The organism is Sunxiuqinia sp. sy24, from assembly GCF_052677165.1.
Genome location: NZ_JBQYLH010000001.1, coordinates 130,404 through 153,740, shown reverse-complemented (window position 1 = coordinate 153,740; position 23,337 = coordinate 130,404). Strand labels below are relative to the sequence as shown.

Here is a 23,337-nt window from a genome sequence, read left to right as displayed (position 1 = left end):
TAATTTCAACGTTTCACACAAAAGATGAAGAATACATCTTACATAAAACAAGACACTTAAAGGATTAATAAAAAAAATTAACCCGATTAAATAAAATTGAGATCATGATTTGAGAAGATCATCAAAAGTAAGCTCTAATTTCTCTCCATAAAGCTCTTCATAGAGCGATGCAAACTTTTCGTAGGTGTATTTTGCGGTGTTCAGGTTATCCTGAATGACCAAAGCACGAAGTTTATAAGATAACGCCTGATCATTAACTGGGTCGGTAACCAATATCCGATCCGCCAGTTTCAAAATCAACTCATGATCATTATCAGGCTCTAAGAGATGAATAAATTTCAACAGATTATCGACAATATTATTCCCTACATTGCCTTTATAGTCATCGAGCCAATCGTGCGATTCATCTTTAAATACTTCCCCTCCGCGAATGATTTTGTAAAAGTCCAGGTAAAAATCCGGATCCTTATCCTTATTTTCATTGAGCAACTTCAAGCATTGCACATAATCGCAATAAACAGCCTTACTGAATTGAATGGTCCAACGATCGACATTAAAGACAACCTCCACCATATCCAAGCGCTCTAAAATGATCCGTAACTTACGGATTGTCACCCCACGACTATTTTTTGCATTCTGATAGCTTAAATCAGGCCAAAGAATACGCGATAACTCTTTCGTCGATATGCCCTTGCGATTATGCTGCGAATAAAGAAGGATAAGCAAAAATAGCTGCTTAATCTTTGGAGTAAACTGCCCTGTAATATCAGCCCCGTCAGCATCAACTACCTGAAAGTCACCAAAAAGCTGAATGAAATTCTTATCCGGGTAATCATACTGGGTATCATCGAGTTCCTTGAGTTTATCCAATGGCAAGAAGCGTTTGCGCCCCAATCGTGCAGGCAGCTTCAAATAAACCAACAGCAAGGCGATCAGAGCAAGAATAATTATCCCAACTTTAGATAACAAAGGATAACGCAAAAACAAGTTCCGGCTTTGGGCCAAATCGACCAAGTCTTTACTCAGACTCCAAATTTCCTCCTCGCCAAGCGTCCGCGACCAAATCACCAAATCATCTATTTCACCATCCATATGAGCACTGGCAGCATAACCAGCCATTCCCAAATAGATATTTTCGCGGCCTTTGTAAGTAGGATGTCCCAACGACCGACTATCCAATTTCCCATCGACAAAAATAGCCTGCTCTCCGGTTAACTTATTGTACCTCCACACCAAATGATACCATCGCCCTGCTTCAATAATGGTCTTACCTTCCAGGTCATTGGAATAAAATCCGAAATAAGGTTTCCGGTTACGAAGCACCAAGTGAATGGATTGCTGATACGAACTCCCCTTGGTTCCGATAATACTGATATCTCGATTATCTTTGTCGTATGCCCCCACTTTCACCCAAGCCGAAACGGTAAAATCATGATCCCGAAGCTTGAGATCTTCAGCTTTGGGAAGCTCAATGTAGCTTTCACGCTCGAAGACAGATACCATACCACGCCGAGGATCGTTCTGGTAATGCACACCAACGTCCTTCCCATTAAACCCATTGATACTGTAATCAATAGCACCATTATCAAAACTATAATAAGCCTCCAGGCCCTCGGTGATCTCCAACGGAACTGCCACAAAATGTTGCAACTTATTTTGCTCCGGCTCTTCAAAAACTACGGTTTCGGGTTTAAACTGATAGCCCGGGCTCTTAGGCGTTAAGCTTAACGTTTCGCCAGGTCCTACCGGGAAACAATACTTCCCACTGGTCAAACTGTTCGTTCCTTCCCAACTCACATAGTTCAGAGTCTGTGCATTAAAAGTCACCGTTCCCTTTATCGTATGAAAGCTTCGCAACTGATACAAAACCTGAATAATCCAGCTCTGATATCGATCAAGCATAATGAAGTTAGGTGTTTTACCCGTACTTTTCCAAACGTTTTTAACGTGCTCTATGAGGTAAGGATTTTGGGTTGTATTGAAAAACGAATCGTCCGGACGGCCGGCTCGCTTGGGGAAATTATAGTCATTATAAATCAGCAGGTTATTTTTGGGGTCACCTTTAAGAAATTCACCAATAAAATCGGGAGCTTCTAAAATAGAAAAGTACGGCTCAACAGAATAGTCCCATACATAATGCAACCAATCCGGGCTATTCCGATGTTCTTGCATCATAAAAATAACAACCCGTTTGCCGGTTTCAACCATGTTTTTCAATGTTGGCCATTCATCGTCATCATCATGAATATAGAGGTAAGGGTGAATGCCAGACTCCTCAACAATCTTAGTTAACTCATTGGCATTAACATTAAAGTCAAGGAACAAAGTCAGGATCTTATCCGGTCGGCTTTCCAGATGTTTCCGAATTAAGATCAGCTGCTCAATAAATGGGCTTGATTGCCCACGCGCATTCCGAAGCATCAACTGGCTCTGCTGCCGCTCCCATTCCAGATAAAACCGAAAGCCTCCAATGTTCGAGTCCAGCAATTGCTGAACAGATTGAGTCTCTTTTAAAGTCGCATCGGTTCCTGAGAAGTTTGAAATGACAAAGATACTTTCATCATAATGCTTAAAGACAACGTCTTCAGCAGCCATTACAGGCCATGAGGAGAGCCATAATGAATAAAATAGGAAGATATATCTTATCAGTTGCTGTCTTTTCATAAATTTAGAAACAAACACGATTCAGATTTAATCAAACAAAGATATAAAAAGGCTTGATTCATCACGATAGGTTTCAAGTAGGATTGCAAGGTATCATAAATCGGTCCATTTTTTCAGGAAAGTGAAAAAAGGAATGATAATTTTTCTATTTTTGTGCCTTCGAAGGGCTGTTAGCTCAGTTGGTTTAGAGCATTACCTTGACAGGGTAGGGGTCACTGGTTCGAATCCAGTACAGCCCACATAGTTACAACGATTAATTGGATGGCGAGTAACAAAATAGTAACAAATTTCGACATTGTTACACAAGTGAAAGCTATTCAACTTCAACATTTACCTCTCTCCTTATTCTTTTCAGAAATTTGTTTTGTAAATCTTAAACTGAATTGGGACAAACTAACTAAAAACTAAGTGGGTAGATTATTCATTAATGCAATCAGGACCAATATCTTGGTCTATGTATAAATATTAATCTATAGAGGAAAAATTTCACACCCGATACACTTCTGAATTATCTTCTTAACTCCTTTATTTTTGCATTGAAAGATTCACCCGCTACATTGGTAGAGTTGCAAAATCCGGATTGACCTAGCGGCTTGGTCAAATTAGTTCAAAACAAGCAATCCGGTAACCGAAATCAACAAACAAACACAATCGCCGTTGGTCCATGAACTCTGTTAGTGAGCCTACTGAAAACCACGGATCGTGTCTTAAAAAAACTGGAACTTACATCCATCACCATTCACTCTGGTTTGCGACATCCAAGTATGCACCCCAAAAGACAATGCTGCCATCGGATAGATGCTTCCCAAAGCTAGTGAACTGTTAGACATTCACATACTGAACCAGATCAACGAGTTCAAAATCGTGCAACCTCCCTACACTAAGAGATAGGCAAAGATAGGAAATACGGTTTTGGGATATTTAAGTCAAATAGTTATTAAAAATCAAAACCACCTATATTTTCTACATAATACTAGACAATAAGCCCACAGATTTTAGAACTGTACAGTATATAAAAGTTCCCCTATTTCTCCACTCGCATTTCCTTCCGTAGGCAAAAAGCTGGTAACTACGAACTTATCAGCACCAACTGAAGTAATCCCGGGATTGGCGAAGGACGTTGATCCAAGTAGCGTCTGTGGCTGCAAGGTATAATAAAATGCCCCATTGCCAAATAAAAGTCGCCAACTACTCCAATCGCCAGAGGTTATTTGGGCCTCCTGAAGCACATAATTGCCCCCATGATTAAAAGCACTCCTACCTCCAATATTACCCGTATATCCCATCTCCTGAATAGTGAGATTTGACACTTCGTCTTTCCAAGTTCTCCACTCTGAGAAGTTATGCAAAATACCAAACGCCTGTTGATCGCGGATCCCATTGTCATAATAATGATACCCAATTAGAATATGGGATGAGCCTGGACTAGAACCTTCAACTTTTCTAATATCCGGGGTTCCTTCTGCAAGGTTGGAAAAGGTTTGAGATATTGTCTTATCATTGGATGGCTTGTTCTCAACTAAGTCGGCATAGGATGCAAAATATCTGACACGGATATTATTAGATACCTCAATAGGATCTTGCTCGTTAGCAATAAGATATCCATCACCCCATTTCTTAATATCTCCTTGGTGCGACCGATCTCCCAACTCCGTAATATTGGTCCAATTTCTAAGATCATCACTTCCAGCAAGGTAAAGTATGAATTGGTTTGTGTTCGCCATGGCATGATATACCCCAAGATAGATGTACGATTCATCTGCCTTTACTATTCGCAGGACATCCATTACCCGCCCATTATCATCGTTCATATCAAAAGATGGCTGGGTGCTCTCCACGTTATTCAACTTTTCTATTTTCTGCCTAGTAGATATATTCTGAAAAAACCACCAACCATACGCAATACTCAAATTTCTGATGCTGCTCTTTTTCTGAAGTTCAGATATGGGAAAAACAGTCTTAGCTGCATTTAGATCGACGATGGAAGTCCGATAATCCTCCAATGTCATGTCTGCCAACTGCTGAGCACTAAATATATTTGCTTCAAAAAGGAACTTATGCATCATAGCCCCCCAACACAAATCAACATCATCCTTTCCTTGCAAAAAAGAAAGCGCGTCTCCACATCGATTGTCAAGACTTGAAATCAAAGTAGTCCGCATATCTATGTAGTCCATTGACATAACTGTTGGCGCTGAAGCCCATTCTGTGTAAAGCAAGGTTTTCGCTAAGATATTTTCATTCTCAAGAGGAGTCTGCTCTGGCAATCGATCATCGTTCTGTTTAGAACAGCCAACAAAACCAAGAAAGAAAACGAATAATATGCAGATAAAATTCTTCATTGTAACAATTGTTCTATTATAAATAGGATGATGCTATAAGAAAACATTACCCAACGGAGGTTTTAGTCCTCCGTTGGACTAGATCTTATGACCTCCAGGTAATATACATTACAAGCCACTATCCATCTATTTATTCCCTATTTTTCATTTGAAAATGAATAAGGGAAGTCAGCTTCCTTGGTTCCACGTTCTTTGTTGGGTTTTTCACCCATTTCAAAATTGATTGTGGCTCCATTCATCAATTCATCGTAATTAAAATAATTCTTGCTGTACGATTTTCCGTTTAGTTTGATGGACTGAATGTATCGGTTATCGGCACTATTTTCAGGCGCATTAATCTCAATGGTCTTCCCATTTTCAAGGCTCACCGTAATCTTCTTGAACAATGGTGCTCCAATCACATATTCCGGAGTCGCCGGTGCCACCGGGTAAAAGCCCATCGCACTAAACACATACCAGGCCGATGTTTGCCCGTTGTCCTCATCACCGCAATAACCATCCGCCTGAGGCGTGTACAGACGATCCATCACTTCGCGCACCCAGTGCTGCGTTTTCCATGGCTGTCCGGCGTAGTTGTACAGGTAAATCATATGCTGAATAGGTTGGTTACCATGCGCGTAGTTACCCATATTCATAATCTGCATTTCGCGAATTTCATGAATCACTTGTCCGTAGTACGAATCATCGAAAATTGGAGGAACCACAAAAACAGAGTCTAGCATGGTCACAAATTCTTGCTTACCCCCCATATCAGGTCAATCAACCCCTGCACATCATGAAAGACCGACCAAGTGTAGTGCCAGCTGTTTCCTTCGGTAAAGGCATCGCCCCATTTAAATGGGCTGAACGGTGACTGAAACGAACCATCCTCGTTGCGTCCACGCATCAGGCTGCTTTCCTTATCGAACACATTCTTATAGTTCATGGAGCGTTTGGCAAAAATTTCAATTTCGCTTTCCGGTTTTCCCAATGCTTTTCCAAGCTTGTAAACACAGAAATCGGCAAAAGCATACTCCAGGGTACGGGCAACATTCTCGTTGACACCAACGTCGTAAGGCACATAACCCAACTCATTGTAGTAATCAACGCCATAACGGCCAACCGAATTCAGCGGACCTTCATGCGTGGTGTTCTTAACCACCGCATCCCACAAAGCATCGATGTCGTAACCACGGGCGCCTTTCAAATAAGCATCAGCCACAATGGTAGCCGAGTTGGAGCCAATCATGCAATCGCGATGACCGGGACTGGCCCACTCAGGCAAAAAGCCACTTTCCTTGTAGGTATTGGCCAGGCCTTCCTGGATTTTCTCATTCAACTCCGGATACATCAGGTTGAAAAAAGGAAATACAGCCCGGAAAGTATCCCAAAAACCATTGTCGGTGAACATATATCCTGGCAACACTTCGCCATTGTAAGGACTATAGTGTACCACCTCGCCATTGGCATCGTACTCGTAAAACTTGCGGGGGAAAAGCAACACCCGGTATAAAGCAGAATAAAACGTTTTGATTTGGTCATCCGTGCCGCCCTCAACTTTAATGCGCGAAAGCTCCTTGTTCCAAATTGATTCGCCTTTCGCTTTTACTTCATCAAAAGAGTCGTTGCCCAGTTCCTTCAGGTTGCGTTCAGCTTGCTCGTAGCTGATAAACGATGAGGCCACACGGGCATGAACCTTCTCCCCTTTCCGGGTCTTAAACTGAACGGCTGCACCAGCATGCTCATCTTCCAACTCGCTTTTTCCTTCAACCACTTTGTCTTTGCTCCAAACATCGCTGGTAACAAAGGGCTTGTCAAAAACCACCACGAAGTAGTTTTTAAAGTTATCTGGCACCCCGCCACTGTTACGGGTTGTATAGCCAATAATTTTATTCTCTGAAGGAATCAGTTTCACGTACGATCCCTGGTCAAATGCATCAACCAAAACGTAGGCATCTTCCGTTTCGGGGAAGGTAAAACGAAACATCGCTGCCCGCTCTGTAGGAGTAATTTCCGTCACCACGTCGTAGTCGGCCAGGTATACTTTATAGTAATGTGGTTTGGCGGTTTCTGCCTTGTGCGAAAACCAACTTCCGCGTTCATACTCATCAATAACCAATTTACCGGTCATCGGGAAAAGCGAAAACTGTCCATAATCGTTAATCCACGGGCTGGGCTGGTGTGTTTGTTTAAAGCCACGAATTTTGTTGGCATCGTAGCCATAAACCCATCCGTCTCCCATCTTATTGGTTTGTGGGGTCCAGAAATTCATCCCCCAAGGCAAAGCTATGGCCGGGTAGGTATTTCCGTTGGATAATTTGAATTCTGAGTCGGTACCCATCAGGGTATTCACATAGTCAACAGGTTGCAACTTTTGTGCGTGAGCATCAAGAAAAATGACACTACAAAGAAAGAAAGAAAAAACAATTGATTTTTCATTTTAACAATATGAGTAAATTAAACAACAGGCTCTTAATACCCCTCAGACCAACCGACATTAAAAGCCCTTTATCTTCGGTTACAAATGCCATCCTTCCCTGTATTTATAATGCAGAAATTGCTCCGCTTCAGGCATATTCGGGAAAGTGAGTTTTTCAGAATCAAACTTGAGACTTTGAAAACTAAGTTTTTCTCTTAATTCTGGCCTCAATGAAATGTTTCCCAACAAAACGGTTTCTGTCAGCGGCCCTGCCCACTCATAATTGGATCCTGCTGGATCACCTCCTTTACAAGCTAGTATCCACTCCATCCGATGCCCAGGAGAGGATGGCAGATATGGATCCGGTCTTTGATAAGATCCTTGCAAAGAATCCGGCAGAATCCGATCTCCCAATATCTTACCTTTACTTCCCATATATAGAACTCCACTAGCTCCTAATTGAACATCATTCCCCATGTCCAGCAAACGTGGAGGACGTAATCCACCATCATACCAGGTAAGCCTCAAAGGTGGCATTTCAAGTCGTGCAGGAAAATCATAAGTTACGATGGATCCAAGCGGATAAGTTTCATCATTTACAAGAGTTGAAACTGCCTGAATGCTTGTTGGATATTTTAGCTTCAATGCCCGAAACACCGTATCAAATGAATGACAGCCAATATCTCCAAGAGCACCGGTACCAAAATCAAGCCAACCACGCCATCGAAATGGATGATAAGAAGAATGATATGGACGCAATGGCGCAGGCCCAGTGAAAAGATCCCAATCAAGGCTTTCAGGTACGGGAGGGTTATCTGCAGGGCGGCCTACTCCTTGAGGCCAATAAGTATCCGCAAGACCTCGATTAGGACGATCAGTCCATACATGTACCTCATGAATCGGCCCAATCACGCCATCCCAAATCATTTCCTGCATTCGACGTGATGCATCAGTGGCCTGCCCTTGGTTTCCCATCTGTGTTGCCACTTTGTACTTTTGAGCAGCTTCTGTTAACATCCTGGCCTCATAGACTGTATGAGTAAGTGGTTTTTCAGTGTAAACATGTTTTCCCTGTCTCATTGCTTCCATACTTATAACAGCATGATTATGATCCGGAGTAGCAACTATCACTGCATCAATATCCTTCTGCTCATCCAGCATAATTCGAAAATCCTTGTGCCTTTTCGCTCTTGGATATATGTTAAATACATTATTAACAGATTCATTCCAGTCAACATCACAAAGAGCAACAATATTCTCAGTCTTGGCAACGTCCTCCAGATCTACCCGCCCCATTCCACCAATACCAATGCCTGCAATATTGAGTTTATCGCTTGGTGCAACATGACCTAGCCCAGAAACAGCGTGCGAGGGAATAATAGTAAATCCGCCCAGCACCACGGAGGAGGTGCCAATAAAACCTCTCCGACTCATCGTTTTTGATTTTTTCAACTTCATAAATAAGCAATTTAAGTAACTGTCACTTAATGAATGATTGGAGTGAGTACCAAATTACGAAATGATATTCCGGTATGATCCCCTTGAAGATAAATAGGCCCGGGAGCAAAAACGTCGGATTGAATGGCGCCACCAGTTGCTCCATGAACAGGTTGATTATTTATAATCTTAGTACCATTGAGGATCACGGTGACATGGCGATCACACAAAGTAATATCTAAGCTTTGCCATTCACCAGCTGGTTTCTCGGCTTTGACGACAGGAAGAATTCTGGTAAAAATAGCTCCCATGCTTCCACCCCAGTTTAGAGGACGCTCATAAGAATCTGCCACTTGAACCTCATACATCCCACGTAAATAAACTCCACTATTGCTGCGCGGAGGGGCATTAACTTCAAGCTTTAAATTAAAATCCTCAAACACCTTTTCAGTTCTAAGATTCCCATAACGAATTGGAGGCGCTCCATCCTTCTGAACCGGATTATTAGTTAAAACACCATCTTTAACCGACCAGCCATTTGCCAGATGATCCTCAATCAGCCGCCAACCTTTGAGGTCATTTTGGGTTTCAATCAATTGAGTTGGCTTTCCATACTTGAGTTTTTTCAAGTCCGGCGCAGGAGGGACATCAGGCAGCCTAATCCCTTTAATAAAAACAGAATCCATCCCAAATCCAGAACTCCTAGGGCTGAGATAAAATCCCGTAATCTTCTCACCATCCCTCTTAAGTTCGACCCATGTTGGATAATCTCTTGTAAGTGTCGCATTTCCATGAGTGTCCTTGCCCAAAATCGCTTTGCGAGGATTCCGACCAAGATATAACACATCTCCAGCAACATAGACATAAGGCAAACCGTAAAAAACGCCTCCTCCACCCCACATTAGATCCGCATCTAAATAACCATCTTCCTGCCGCACTTGAAGCCAACCAACGGCATTACTCCCAAAATCAAAGGTCCATTGCCCCAAGAATCCGTCTATTTGATCTTGCGACCCTTCAGTCATAGATTTTGCATCATTAGCATTACACAATGCAGAGATACCAATACATGCAACTAATACTACGAAAATTAAAATTGCTGATGATTTCATAATGTTACGATTTAGTTGGATTTAGTTCATACGAAAATATCCCTTAACGTGTTATTGGTTTTAGTTGGTTAGACTAGCTCAATCCATTTTAATTCTATACTTATTTTGAAGAAAAAACTGATACCCATGGCTCTCTTGACATCAATTCAGACACCAATCGAACTCATATCTAATAGGCCTTCCATTGATACAACATCATAAATCTGGGATTACCCGTTCCTCTGGAAAAGGTTCCATAGATTAAATCCATGAAAACTCATTTTCTTCAAATTAAACTAGAACACTTTCCATTTCTATATGTAGAATATACTATTGAAACTACTCACCATTTTATATCAACCTTAATTCCATCCGGATCGTTTTCAAAACTAAGCAGACCCGTTTTACTTTCCTCATTCCATTCCCATGAGATATTGCTCAGATCTTTTCCTTCATGGTCAAAAACAAGGCATTTTATTGGATTTTCAGGCAACAGGATACGCATAACATTAGTCGTATTCAAAGGGCTTTTTGCGATAAAAGAATAGCTCTCTCGAGTTATTACTTCATCATAAACACGAGAGGCAGCAGCTAGAACCTGTGGGGTATCCTGATGTTCAACTCTATCCACATTAAAAAGGTAAGCTTGTTCTCCCGGCAGAACTATTTTTTCTTTCAGAACGGGCAATTTGGGATCAAAAAGATCAATTAGCCGCCCTTTCTGCACATATGGCTCATCACTTACACTTTCGTCTAACACTGAAATCAAATCATAAGCCCCACGCTCCAGATAAAAGTTATTTTTGAATATCAATTCCCCTGCATCAGCAGTCTCTTCATAAAGCTGTTTAACTACATCGACAAACTCCTTGTCATTACCAGTTTCCAATACAAACTCTTTAGGATCTTGACGAATAACGTATACAGTACCTTCCCCATACCTATATTCACCGCTTTCACTCGTAGATTCAATGCCCAGTTTCTCAAATAGATGTTCTGAAGCCGCTTTGTAATGATTTTCTCCGGTGTTCCACCACTCCTGAACTGACTGAAATGGATCTATATCCCGCCCACAATAAACAAGTACACCTCCGCCCTTTACCCAATCAGCAATATACCCGTGGCCTTTCGGATCTGCCGGCTTCATATTTGAGTAAGACATAATTAAGATCTTTGTATTTTTCCATGTCTCTGGGAAAGCCACATTCTCAAGGTGAAGTGTTTTAACAGGAATACCACGCTTCAAGAACGGTAATGTCTGACCATAAAAATTGGAGAAACTGGGATCTTCATATCCTTGATGAGTTGGCAAACGTTGAAACATTAATGAATTTGCCATCAACACACTTATCCCCTCAGAACCAGACAATTTATTATCAGACAATGGCATATTGTTCAAGGAATTAACCATGACCTGCATCTGAGTAGAATAAAAACGAGGAATGTTCTCCTTCTTATCACTATCGGCACTTGTCTTGTAGAGTCCTTCATATATCCGGTCTGGCCAAGGCATTACCTCATAGTCAGCAATATTAGGATAAAGCAATTGTGCGGTAAACGTTGCCTGATAATTCTTTTTATAATCAACCCAGTCCCGCGGCCAATCTTCAATAGGATCAGTCAAAAAGAACATTTTTCTGCCTGTTGGGGCTGTCATTGATTCCATCGAGCCGTATTCTAGATAGGCTGTTTCAAAAACCCTTTCTCTCCGACTTCCATCAAAATAATTTGGTGAACGAGAAGTCCCAGTCCATACCTGTGCAATATATCCATCGACTGATGGCAAGGAAGCTAGGCTGGCTTCTGGGCTTACAATCTGCCATTGTGAATAATTCACCAATGAATGGGTTGGCACATAACACCGCACATCCATACCTTTGCTCTTACCATATTCTTTTGCATAGGTAAAACATTCATCTAATGCTCGATAATATAGGTGGTATTTCAACTTATTTGACAAGTATGTATTCTCTGGGGACTCATGCTGTGGACGCCATTCAAATCCATAGTATGCTTTCCACTCTCTTTTGAACGCCTCACTATAGCCAGCGCGTGCCCAAAACTCAGGTTCTTCAAGATAAATCGCATCAATACCGGCATCAATAACTCGCTTTATCTGAGTCTCTTTGACATACTTAATGAAATTGTTTGATGGGACAATATAGGGGACCATCCGTCCATGCCAAATGGTATCTCCATGCTGCGTCACTTGGCCTTCATCCAGATGTGGTTCACCATCCCATTTTCCGGTAAAATAATCCTGATATTCACCCCAGGCAATACCGGTCATAAAATGCGTAACATACCCTTTATCTCGCCAGGTTTGAACGCGCTCTTCAAAGGTCATCCCATTATTACGGTGATGATCCCGAACGCTGTATACAATAGCGACATCGGCTCTAACATCTGTAACTGGCTTCCAAGGATTGGACGTTTGAAATGCAGTCTTTTCTGTTCTTTCAGGAACCTCTTTTTCTGTTACCTTAGGAGTTGAACAAGATGCGAAAAACGATACTCCTAATGCAATATATACTATTGGCTTAAATTTCATCGTTTATTGGTTGTTAAAAAAAGAAGTCATTCCGATCTATCCAATAGACGAAATAACTTCCTCTCATAATTAATAATAACTAATTGGGAATTTCCACCTTGATGGCTTCGTTGTAATTATGCCGTCTAATGTTCTCCGTAGCATAGTTTATTCGAGCAGCAGCCCGAATAAAGACTGTTCTGCCTGCGGGAATCTCTCCTGTCGTCGTAATTGTGACAGGCTGCCCCAGAAGATTGTCAAAAGAATTGCCACTATAGTTAATTTCAGTCGTATACCTGTTATCCCATTCCCTGTATCCTACAAAAGGAACTTGGCTAACAAACAAACGAATATCAGTGACATTTAACATATCATCGCTATATCCTCCCATGGGCTCAATTTTAGCTCTGAAATCTGCGGGACTAACTCCTCTCGTTACTCTTACACTAGCAGTTATTTTTCCATTACTCACAGTAGGTTGGCCAACCCATTCTAGTTTAAGAAAGGGTTGAACCTCAAACTCTACTTCTGTAATACCTTCTATGTCTATGTATTTCGACTCATCTGCAATAGTATCACCGGAGTTATTGGTTCTTACTAATGGAATAAAGGCTCCATCAATCCGGACATTATAATACCCTTTAAAGATTTTTGTATTTTGGAATATTCCCTCCTTCATACACCAGAAATCAAAATTGTCCGGCACCTCAGTCTCGGTCCAACTAAGTTCTCGAAGTCGAATCCGCGTTCCTTCACCACCTTGGTCTGTCAAGACAAGTTCTCCGGTAGCTTGGTCGACCACTCTGCCTTTTAGAGTTTCCCCAGGCAAATCAAAGTTGTCAATTTCACATGAGCTGAAAGAAACAGCAGCTAAGCAAAATAATATACTATAAAATATTTTTTTCATCTCCTTTAAATTTTAGATTAGATTAACGCCCTGGTTGCTGATCAATTACTGGGCTCTTAGATACTTCCCCTCCCGGAATTACGAAGTAATATTCCTGCTCAGTTAAACGGAAGCGACGCCTGCCTTCATCCAATCCAGCATCGAAAAAGTATTTTCCAGTTGTTGATGAATAAAATGGATACAATCCTTTGTAATAAGCACCATCTGTCTGCGTAGACCCATTAAGCATTTCCGAATGTTGGGTTCTCCAACGCCTGATGTCCCAAAGCGTTTTGTGTTCAAATGCAAGTTCCTTCTTGCGTTCTTTTCGGATAACTTCAAGATCAAGTTCAGTGGCATTTGTCAATGGATCTGCTCCGGCTCTTTCTCGGATTTCCTGAATTGCGTCAAAGGCAATCTGCTTAAAATCATCTCCAGCAGGGGCTGTTTCTCCAGCAAGTAATAACTCCTCTGCTGCTTCAGCTGCGTTTAACAAGATTTCAGCATAACGCATTAATATAAAATGCTGCTCTGAACGAGCCTCCAATACCAAACTTTGAGGCATATTAGGATTTAACCATTTACGAACGGCAAATCCTGTCATTGCAGCCGTTCCATCAGAAGTAAAGGGGCCACTTTTCCCTCCGGCATTCATAACGGTACCATCGGGTAGTTCAACCGTCTCGTGTGTATTCCCATTTTGGGACAAGAAAAGTGACTTCTGCCCCGAAAAATCACCAACCGCCCTATAAGCATCAACCTGGTTGTAATTCCTTGGTCCGGATATGGAATAATCTGGAGATCCACCATTAACAACTCTCAATGGATCAATCCCATTTGAAGCATCACCAGTAAAAATACCTCGCCGGATTTCAATAACTTCTCCTTTAAAAACATCACCTGGCAAAATTACATACGCCCTCAGGCGCGGCTCTGCATTAGCAAATATGCCAGTCACCTGATCGTACATGAGGTATTTACCATTATCATCAAAAACTTTAATCGTTCCATCTTCATTCTTTTCAAAACCATCAAATAACTCTACAAAATCGAGTGTAGGACAGTTCCCGGCAGAATAACCATTACCTCCCATCAGCTGGCGTGGAATGTTATAAGCATCATAGCCATGGGCCAAATCGGGATAGCTATATTCTTTGATATAGATGTTTTCTGGACTTGAAACATCAAAGAACATATCAACCATATTTTGGTATTGAGCTTCTTTGTCGTTGGGAGACCATTTTTTCTTGTACAATGAATATTTTCCCGACTTCATTACTTCACGAGAAGCATTGTAGGCTTCTCTAAAATATTTCTTTGAAGCTGCTGCTGATACATCAGGATCGAAACCAATAACACGCACATTCGTCTTCTGTCCAAAACCAGTGATATTATTGTATTTAGCAACGGAACCGGCAAATAACATCGCTTCAGATTTAAATCCATAAGCTACATACTTATTTGCATAGCCACGTTTTGGACTTGATCCAGAAAGATTGGCAATGGCTAAGTCAAAATCGGCCAACACTTGATTCCAAGTCTCCTCCTCTGTTGAACGTGGAACTTCAAGTTCCTCCGCTGGATTGTCGGGATATTTTAACACTTCTGTAACCAAGGGGACTCCTCCGTAGCGTTTAGCCAAAGCATAAAAAACCATAGCACGCGCAAAGTAGGCTTCTCCAATGAAATGGTTATAATCAGATTCACTAAAGTTTGACTGGTATTCAGGTAATGTCTCGATTAAACGATTGGCATCACGAAGAAGACTAAATGCCCTGCCCCAGTATGCTCCATTACGGGCCCAGCCTTCTCGTGTCATTGCCGTACCAGCATCACGTCCCAATGATTCACCGGAGTTTGCTCCAGGAGTTACTAACCAATCGTCAAAAAATTGACGCGCGGGAGAATATTTAAAATCCTCAAAAGGCATTTGACTGTACATTCGTGACATATAAACAGTCATACCTGTCGCATCTGAAAAGAGATCTTTATCTTGTACAACGTTCATCGGTGGGATATCCAAGTAATCATTACAAGAAATAACCGCGCTGCTAAAGGCCAATAATGTTAATATTAAATATTTAAATTTCATAGCTAGTTATCGTTTAGAATTTAACATTTAATCCTGCAGAAACAGTTTTATTTAAGGGATACAAATAACCGTAAGTGTCGTTGGGGTGTTCTGGATCGACATAATTAACTTTAGTTATTGTAAAAAGGTTATAAGTGTTCACATACACACGTAAGTTTTTGATACCCGTTTTCATTAACCACTGGGAAGGAAGAGAATAGCCCAACTCAACACTTTTTAAACGAAGATAAGCTCCATTTTCCACATTAAAAGTAGAGTTAACATCAGGCAACGTACCAGTATAAGCATAATGACCTTCTACCCATTCTGTAGCAGGGTCATAAGGATCATCCTTTGGATCCAAAGGATGCCACCTGTCCATAAATTGCTCCATGGCGCCCGAATTTCCGCTTCCCCACATGGGTTCACGAAGTTGTTCTCCATATATCAAAGAGCTCATTGCCGACCCTTGCAGCAAAAAATTTAAATCGAAATTCTTGTAGTTCGCATCAAAACTATAACTAAAGTTCATCCATGGATATTGGTTGTAACGAATCGGATGAACATCATTCCCATTAATTTCCCCATCACCATTCCAATCTTCATATTTATAATCTCCAATAATTGTTGAACGTCCAGTATAGGTTGCTTGTGACCAAATTTCCTCCCACGATTGGTATTGGCCGTCACCTTGCAATCCCCAATGAACTCCTTGCAAGCGATCATTTTGATTATTTTTCCAGTTACTCCAGGAACTTCCGATATTCCCACGTTCCACATATAAACGTTGAATACGCGCAATTGAGAACATCCCCTTCATGTTATAGTAAAAATCTCGTACCTTATTTCTGTGTGAAAGTTCAAGTTCAAAACCATAAGTGCGATCACTATTTAAGTTTTCCTGAGGAAGTCCAGCACCGACTACGGTTGGAATTCCTCCACTTCGAGTGGCTAACAATCCATCACGATGTCTGCTGAAATAATCGGCGGTAACGCCCAATAAACCGTCCCATCCTTCAAAATCAACTCCAACATCAAATGTTTTAGCAGTATACCAAGTTATAAACTGGTTTGGAATCCCCTTATTATCAGCACTAGCATTGAAGCTTCCATCAAACACATAACCCCCAGTAAAATTTCTTCTGCTGGTACCAGTAGGATAATTATAACCTGAAATAAATTGATAACTTGACGCATTATCATCTCCGGTTTTACCATAAGACGCTCGAAGCTTCAATTGATTTACAAATGCAAAAGTTCCCGAGTTCCTAAAAAAGTTTTCTTCTGACATTCGCCATCCTAATGAGGCTGCGGGAAAGAATCCCCACTGTGAACCTGCTCCAAATTTGGATGATCCGTCATAGCGGAATAGAAATTCCGCCAAATATTTATCGCTATATGAATAATTAAACCTCCCTGCCAAGGCTAGATTCGAATTTTCATAAAGATCACCTGCTCCTGAATTCATCGACGCTAATTGTCCTTCTGCAATTCCTGCAAATAGATAAGGTAACTGGAGCACCAAATCACGCTGCCCATAAAAGTTATCACTTTCTCTTTTTTGTCCTTCTCCCAAAACCAAGGCATTTACCCGATGTTGATTGAAAGTCGCCTCATAATTCAATGAAACCTGACCTAATGTTTGTGTTCTGAAGTATGCTTCTCTTCTTACTCGGTTAGGAGACTGACGAGTAAAAGTTGAATAAGTATCCGAGGCCTCATCATAGCGATACTGATCATACTCCTTTTGAAAAATATTTGAGTTAGAGACATAGTAGTCATAACTGAATAAACCTTTCAAATACAAGCCTTTCATTCCAGGAATATCATATTGCAAGCTGGCTGATGATTGAATCCATTTCTTATTGTACTGTCTATAACCAACAATATCTTTGTCCATAAATGAAATTGGATTATCTCCTTCAATCAATCCATGGTAAGGCTTAGTGGGATCATCATTAGCATAGGCTGGAATGTGAGCGCCTTGTCTCCAAAAACCGCGAATAATCCACCAGGAATCTTGATATGGTCGATCTTGTTGATCCATAACCAAATTCAAATTTAAATCAAGCGTCAACCGATCAGTGATTTCGGTCGTAATATTTGAACGAACATTATATTTATTGTAAGTAAGATCACTAGATTTAAAAAAGCCTTCCTGATACTGGTAACCAAGTCCAACATAATAAGTTGTTTTCTCATTTCCTCCAGTAGCATTTAAGTTATGCATAGTTTGGGGAGCAAAATTGCTAAATACCAATGGATACCAATCGGTGCTTTGCAATCTTCCGGATCTGTAATCTTCAAACTGTTCATCATTAAAAATTGGAGAGCCTCCATTGATGTTATGCATGGCTCTTTCGTTACGAAGAGTCATATACTCCATGGCATCGACCGTTGCGGGCAATCCTGAAGGAATCTGCCAAGTGAATGAGCCAGTGTAATTTAACTCGATTTTATTATTAAACCCTCTTTTGGTCGTAACCAAAACAACTCCGTTTGCAGCACGAACTCCATAAATTGCAGCTGAGGCATCTTTCAATACGGAAATATTATCAATATCATTTGGGTCTAGACGTTGAAAATCATCATTTGTTCGTGGAATCCCATCAATGATTATCAAAGGGTTTCCCATCGCCCGAATATCAAAGTTGTTGTTGAACGAACCGGGCTCAGATGTTTTCTGCGTTACACGAACACCTGAAATTTTACCCGTTAACATGTTCTGAGCATTCTCGTTTTTTGTAGCCACCATATCGTCACCTTTAACTGCAGAAACAGCTCCAGTCAAGGTCGCTTTCTTTTGCGTTCCATATCCAACAGCAACAACCTCCTCAATACCAATTGCATCTTCATTCATTGTAATATTGATATTGGATTGGTTTGCAACCTGTATTTCCTGCGTTCGCATTCCAACAAATGAGAACACAAGTGTCGCATTAGCAGGAACCCCTGATAAAGTATAATTCCCGTCAAAATCAGAAATCGTTCCTTGGGTTGTTCCTTTAATTAATACAGTTACCCCCGGCAACGGAGATCCTTTATAATCAGTCACTCTCCCATCAACCGTTTTAACTTGCTGGGCCCTGTTTCTATTATCTTCTTCTGATTTGGAGAAAATAATAACATGCCTGTCGACAATCTTATAAGCTACCTCACTTCCACTAAGGAGATCGATCAATATTGACTCAATGTTCTGGTCATTGACATTGACAGTCTTTCTATCAATATCCTGAATTTGTTCATTCTGATAGAAAAACCTAAATTCAGATTGCTCCTCAATTTTTTGAAAGATTTCGCTTAAAGTTCCATTCTCAATTTTCACCGAAACTTTGGTATTTTGGGAATAGAGAGACGCCGATGCATCGATTACAAAAAGCAAAATCAAGAAAGATGTTAGCTTCATAATTCGTAGAATTTCAGTCCATCCAACTCTCGCAGGATAGCCACACAATCGTTTTTTTTTCATAGTTTTGTAAAGATTTATAATTATTAAATCGACTCACAGAAAGGTGATTATTCGTTGGCGCGGGTATCACCTTTTTTATTCTAACTTTTTTTAGACGAATTTAACTTGATCGTTTTGTTTTCTATTTCATAATTTACAGGTATCGTGAGATTAATAAATTCAAGTACTTTCCCGATGCTCAAGTTATCAAGAGTTCCTGTATAATGGATATCCGAGAAATCCTCAGGTTCATAAATAAAGTCCACCGCATAATAGCGTTCTAGTTTTTGAACTAAATCAGTAAATGACTCATTTTCAAAAACGAGAATACCATATCGCCACAGCACATGATCCTTTGCTCTTACGCTTGTTTTAATGAAACCTGTTTTTTTTGAATTATATGCTACTTTCTGACCGGGTTGAAGTTCTATATCTTGATTAATTTCCGGAATAGTCATGGAAATCCTACCGGTTAGCAGAGTAGCCTCAGTTATCTTGGAATCAGGGTAATGAGAAGCACTAAACTTTGTCCCAAGCACTCTTATGGACACATTTCTCATATCAACAACAAAAGGCAAATCTGGAGCATGCTCCACTTCAAAGTAAGCTTCTCCTGATAGTTTGACCATACGCTCATCCTTGGTTGTAGAATATTTAACTTCAGTGCCCGCATTAAGCCAGACCTTCGTACCATCTGGAAGTGTAACCTTACTTTGCTGTCCCGCCTCTGTTGATACAACCACCAAATTTTTTTGAGTAAAAAGTCCTGTTTCAGATGCAATATAAACGGATAGTCCTGCGATAGACACAATGAGAATAATTGCAGCTGCAATTTTGATCAAATACGAAACAGGCTTCAATCTTTGCCCTTTATACTGACTTGTTGCATCTATGCGCGTTAATAAACGCTGACGAGCTGTGTCTATTCTATCATTCGTTTTTTCTTCACAGACATGGTTCCAATACTGCTCCATGAGCTTCACAAAAGTCAAATTTCTGTTGGATCTGCTTTTCCACTCAGCAAGACTTTCTATTTCATCCTTACTAGCATTTTTCAATAAGTAATTCGCAACGATTAAGGCAATATCTTTCATTACAAATGATGAATTTTAATGTAAGGACAAAACTTCCTTCGCATTTCCCTAAAGAATTTTGATTTTTTTTCTTGAAAAAAGACAACAGAAACAATATTGCGGTCCCTGGCGCGACTATAGCGCAAGAAGAAAGGCCGTTAAGCCTTTTGAATTTTGAGGATTAGCCAAATCGATATTCAGCTGTTCTGCAATTTTCCTAACCGCTATTACAACTTGATTATCTACGGTTTTGACTGATATATTAAGAATTCGAGCCACCTCATTGCGGTTAAATCCATCTTCACGAATCAACTTAAAAATAATCTTGCATTTTGATGGCAAATTGTTAACGGCAACACTCAATGCTTCCAACATTTCACTCTCTATAAGCAAATTCTCGGCTGAGGCTTTATAATCTGCTAACTGAATATAGGCATCATCCAGCATATCAACAACAAACTTTTGGTCTTTCTTGAGTGTATTAATTGCAGTATTCCTAACTGAAACAAATAGATAAGTTTCAATATTACTGATTGAGGCTATTGTCCTTTTTTGTTCCCATAGCTTAAGAAAAACATCAAGGACAACTTCCTCTGCCAGAATCTCAGATCTGGCAATTAATGCCGCAAACTGGATCATTCTAGAGTAGTAATAATCAAAGAATTCCGTGAAAGATTCTTGAGTTAATTCCTTCCTGAATCGATTAAAAATATGTTTCCCTCTACTTTCCAAGATTCTCCTTTGATGATTTATTAGGAATGATTAGAACAAGTTTACAAATTAATATTTGAATACCCTAAGAAAATAAAACAAGGGCTGATTGGGAATTATATGAAAAAGAAAGGGAAAACATATTAAAGTTAGTGGGACACTTCGAGCTTCATCCAAATCAAATATCTTAATGGAAGCAAAAGTCTTTGAAGAAGTATCTTTAATCAGCCACGCGAGCAGAAAAACAATGAAAAACTAGAGAGACTATATTTGAATGGACATTAGTCACACTATAAAAACTGTAATTGATGATGTGTGGCTTCAAAAAGATTAACTGAAGTTCACGTCATCTAAATTTTTTTGCATTGGAAATTGCTTCCTGGTAGGGTATGTTGTAATTCTCTCCCATGATTCTTTCATAGCGAATAGCATAGTCAACATAGTGTTTTCTCGCGGCCGTTTTGTCGCCCAGCCGAAGGTACGACTTCAAAATGTAGTAAAAGGCGCATTCATTTAGCTCCTCGGCAAGATATAAAATTGAGGCAATTGAAATGGTCCTGGAGTAGTTTCTTTGTGCGAAATTCCGCTTTAAAATAATCGGTACAATTCCCATAATTTGATCTGAAACCTCCTTTTTAAATGGATCAAAATAATCATTGTTAACCGATTTTAAAAATTGACCTGTTGAGGTTATTTCTATAATTCGCCCGATATTCAAATCATTTATCTCATTACTAAGCTCATAGTACGCCAATTTATATTCCAGGTAATCGCAATAAAAGGGAGTAGTGGATTGCACTCTAAAGCTCTGGTTTTCATATAAAAGCTCAATCCCATCAATATCGGCTAATATATTTCGTAGTTTATTTAAAGTAACCCCTTTCAGGTTTTTGGCATTTTTCATGGGCTTTTCTGGCCAAACAGAGTTGTAAATATGCTCCGAAGTAACACCTTCTCCATCTGTCCTGCTTTTAAGCAAAATAAACAAAAAAAGTTGCTTCACTTGCGGGCTAAACAAGTGGGTTATGTCTGTGCCTTGCCTATCGAAAACGGTGAAAACCCCAAAAATATACATTGAATTCTTTAGTGGACCGTCAATGTGGCCACCAATAATGGGCTGATGCGTATCTTTTTTTACAGGCCTTTTTGCAATCAGTTGATTCTTACGCTTGATTAAAAACCAAATTCGTAAAATTATCAAAGTAGAAATAAGCAAAACGGCATACATAATCCACCAAAATAAACTTCTCCCTCCCTCCTCTTTTTGGGGTTGTTCAAATAGTACCTCAGCTGGCACTGGCGGGTTATCGATAGAGTACACACTAACCTTTGAATCATTTTCTCCCAAGATTTCCATCACCACGCAATACAATTCTTTCGACTGTGTATTACTGTATAAATTTGCGTAAGTTCGTATACGTTCCGAAGTGATAGGTATCGAATCGCCTAAAACAGAAAATGCCCCGGTTTTAATGTTGTATTGGTGCAGTTTTACATGGGTTTTTGGGATATATTCAGGGTAGCAAAGTGTATAAAATGAAGCAGAATCGTCGGAAATAATCATGTTCCTTGATGATACAAGGTTCATATCGGGCCTGTCAACATCCCATAATTTCTTAATATGGCGGCTTCTAATATCTATTTGGTAGCAATCGTAGTAGTACTTCCTACCAATACTTTGATCCCCGGTTTCGTTCCCAATCCCGCCAAATAGCAGGAGTTTATTATTATCTAGCTCTGCCATCCCCGAAAAATAACGAGGACTAACTTCATCACCTTTAAAGTCAACGGTATCCCAAGTATCCTTAACAATGTTGTAGCGATTGAATGAGCTGCTTAACCTTTTGTTCCCAAATCCACCGAAAATATAAAATTGTTGGTTTTCTGTATCTAAGTATGCATTGTGGTGATGCCTCTGTTTCTCAAGTGTAAGCGAACTGTTTGATTTCCATAAATAATTAGTAAAATCCATTGATGCAATGGACGGGAACCCTTCAAAAACATCATTTACTTCATATACAAATAGTTGATCGTTTAATAGAAAGCTCATGCCAAGTCGCACAGGAACCGGCATCCTATTCAAATAGGGTTCTTTTTCCATCACATTGTTAACCATGTCAAAAAACGCAATAGAATCTTTTTCGGCGATCAGTATGCGGGTATTGTTATTGTCGTAATTAACTACAACAATTTCGTTATAAGTGCAGGTAAATCGGTGTTTCCAATGAAAGGCATCGTTTATTAGCCAGTTTGGGTTATCAACCCACCCCATTGGTTTTCCTTTCTGTTCCGATACAATATTCCCTGTATTTTCATGAAAGGTAAAATGATATTTCTGCCTGTTGTTGTTTACAATTAAATTACGGATGGCGAAAGATGGTATATCGATAATATTCTCATGCTTTCCAAAAAATAGTTTATCAAGCAATAATTCTCTTAGACCTTCTCCTTTGCACCGATAAAGCTCATTGTTAATTAAAAGGTGAATAGCATCGTCTTCAACATTACATTGGAGTTGTATGCCTAACCATTTCCCTTTCCCTAATCCAGAAGCATTTAAAGGTATGGACAATAGGTTTTTCTCCCCCTCGCGATTTAATTTTAAATACGAAACATCATCTTCCGAATTCATATACGACAATGAGTATAAGGCTTTTGAATCCCCGCCCATGGTGCATATAAACCC

The 23,337-nt window shown here is 40.1% G+C and carries 13 protein-coding genes and 1 tRNA gene; 1 reads left to right on the top strand and 13 read right to left on the bottom strand.

Features of this window, described 5'->3' with window-relative positions; genetic code table 11:
• Positions 1–102: 102 nt before the first annotated feature.
• A complete protein-coding gene (locus ACUNWA_RS00575; protein ID WP_445589923.1) occupies positions 103–2,664 on the bottom strand; it encodes a LamG-like jellyroll fold domain-containing protein in 2,562 nt (853 codons plus the stop codon).
• A 164-nt stretch (positions 2,665–2,828) separates the two neighbouring features.
• Here ACUNWA_RS00575 and ACUNWA_RS00570 point away from each other — a divergent pair.
• Positions 2,829–2,903, top strand: a tRNA-Val gene (locus ACUNWA_RS00570).
• A gap of 756 nt (positions 2,904–3,659) precedes the next feature.
• Here ACUNWA_RS00570 and ACUNWA_RS00565 read toward each other — a convergent pair.
• From ACUNWA_RS00565 to ACUNWA_RS00510, 12 genes are all read right to left on the bottom strand, one after another.
• Positions 3,660–5,006, bottom strand: a complete 1,347-nt coding sequence (locus ACUNWA_RS00565; protein WP_445589922.1) for a hypothetical protein — start codon at positions 5,004–5,006, stop codon at positions 3,660–3,662.
• A gap of 137 nt (positions 5,007–5,143) precedes the next feature.
• On the bottom strand, positions 5,144–5,755 hold the full coding sequence (locus ACUNWA_RS00560) for a GH92 family glycosyl hydrolase (protein ID WP_445589921.1): 612 nt from the start codon (positions 5,753–5,755) through the stop codon (positions 5,144–5,146).
• Positions 5,731–7,356 (bottom strand): GH92 family glycosyl hydrolase, encoded by a 1,626-nt coding sequence (locus ACUNWA_RS00555; RefSeq protein WP_445589920.1) that lies wholly within the window; start codon positions 7,354–7,356, stop codon positions 5,731–5,733. Before ACUNWA_RS00555 ends, ACUNWA_RS00560 begins: the two co-directional genes overlap by 25 nt.
• Positions 7,357–7,503: 147 nt before the next feature.
• Positions 7,504–8,862 carry a Gfo/Idh/MocA family protein gene (locus ACUNWA_RS00550; protein ID WP_445589919.1) on the bottom strand — a complete coding sequence of 453 codons (1,359 nt, stop codon included), beginning with the start codon at positions 8,860–8,862 and terminating at the stop codon, positions 7,504–7,506.
• Positions 8,863–8,888: 26 nt separating this feature from the next.
• Positions 8,889–9,953, bottom strand: coding sequence for a 3-keto-disaccharide hydrolase (locus tag ACUNWA_RS00545; protein ID WP_445589918.1), 1,065 nt, complete (start codon positions 9,951–9,953; stop codon positions 8,889–8,891).
• Between the two features lie 322 nt (positions 9,954–10,275).
• Positions 10,276–12,483 carry a hypothetical protein gene (locus tag ACUNWA_RS00540; protein ID WP_445589917.1) on the bottom strand — a complete coding sequence of 736 codons (2,208 nt, stop codon included), beginning with the start codon at positions 12,481–12,483 and terminating at the stop codon, positions 10,276–10,278.
• A gap of 79 nt (positions 12,484–12,562) precedes the next feature.
• Complete coding sequence (locus tag ACUNWA_RS00535; RefSeq protein ID WP_445589916.1) at positions 12,563–13,369, bottom strand: hypothetical protein; 807 nt, start codon at positions 13,367–13,369, stop codon at positions 12,563–12,565.
• 22 nt (positions 13,370–13,391) lie between these two features.
• Entirely contained in the window at positions 13,392–15,440 is a 2,049-nt protein-coding gene (locus ACUNWA_RS00530; protein WP_445589915.1) for a RagB/SusD family nutrient uptake outer membrane protein, read from the bottom strand.
• Between the two features lie 13 nt (positions 15,441–15,453).
• The gene (locus tag ACUNWA_RS00525; RefSeq protein WP_445589914.1) at positions 15,454–18,888 is read right to left on the bottom strand and encodes a TonB-dependent receptor; all 3,435 of its coding nucleotides are present in this window, start codon (positions 18,886–18,888) and stop codon (positions 15,454–15,456) included.
• Between the two features lie 80 nt (positions 18,889–18,968).
• The gene (locus tag ACUNWA_RS00520) at positions 18,969–19,961 is read right to left on the bottom strand and encodes a FecR family protein (protein WP_445589913.1); all 993 of its coding nucleotides are present in this window, start codon (positions 19,959–19,961) and stop codon (positions 18,969–18,971) included.
• A 114-nt stretch (positions 19,962–20,075) separates the two neighbouring features.
• Positions 20,076–20,672, bottom strand: coding sequence for an RNA polymerase sigma-70 factor (locus tag ACUNWA_RS00515; RefSeq protein ID WP_445589912.1), 597 nt, complete (start codon positions 20,670–20,672; stop codon positions 20,076–20,078).
• A gap of 325 nt (positions 20,673–20,997) precedes the next feature.
• Complete coding sequence (locus ACUNWA_RS00510) at positions 20,998–22,752, bottom strand: Kelch repeat-containing protein (protein ID WP_445589911.1); 1,755 nt, start codon at positions 22,750–22,752, stop codon at positions 20,998–21,000.
• Between the last annotated feature and the right edge of the window lie 585 nt (positions 22,753–23,337).

Bases quoted from the DNA above. Each gene is read 5' to 3' on its own strand.
- ACUNWA_RS00575 (WP_445589923.1), bottom strand. From the start codon at position 2,664: ATGAAAAGACAGCAACTGATAAGATATATCTTCCTATTTTATTCATTA.
- ACUNWA_RS00565 (WP_445589922.1), bottom strand. From the start codon at position 5,006: ATGAAGAATTTTATCTGCATATTATTCGTTTTCTTTCTTGGTTTTGTT.
- ACUNWA_RS00560 (WP_445589921.1), bottom strand. From the start codon at position 5,755: ATGGGGGGTAAGCAAGAATTTGTGACCATGCTAGACTCTGTTTTTGTG.
- ACUNWA_RS00550 (WP_445589919.1), bottom strand. From the start codon at position 8,862: ATGAAGTTGAAAAAATCAAAAACGATGAGTCGGAGAGGTTTTATTGGC.
- ACUNWA_RS00545 (WP_445589918.1), bottom strand. From the start codon at position 9,953: ATGAAATCATCAGCAATTTTAATTTTCGTAGTATTAGTTGCATGTATT.
- ACUNWA_RS00540 (WP_445589917.1), bottom strand. From the start codon at position 12,483: ATGAAATTTAAGCCAATAGTATATATTGCATTAGGAGTATCGTTTTTC.
- ACUNWA_RS00535 (WP_445589916.1), bottom strand. From the start codon at position 13,369: ATGAAAAAAATATTTTATAGTATATTATTTTGCTTAGCTGCTGTTTCT.
- ACUNWA_RS00530 (WP_445589915.1), bottom strand. From the start codon at position 15,440: ATGAAATTTAAATATTTAATATTAACATTATTGGCCTTTAGCAGCGCG.
- ACUNWA_RS00525 (WP_445589914.1), bottom strand. From the start codon at position 18,888: ATGAAAAAAAAACGATTGTGTGGCTATCCTGCGAGAGTTGGATGGACT.
- ACUNWA_RS00520 (WP_445589913.1), bottom strand. From the start codon at position 19,961: ATGAAAGATATTGCCTTAATCGTTGCGAATTACTTATTGAAAAATGCT.
- ACUNWA_RS00510 (WP_445589911.1), bottom strand. From the start codon at position 22,752: ATGGAAAAAGAACCCTATTTGAATAGGATGCCGGTTCCTGTGCGACTT.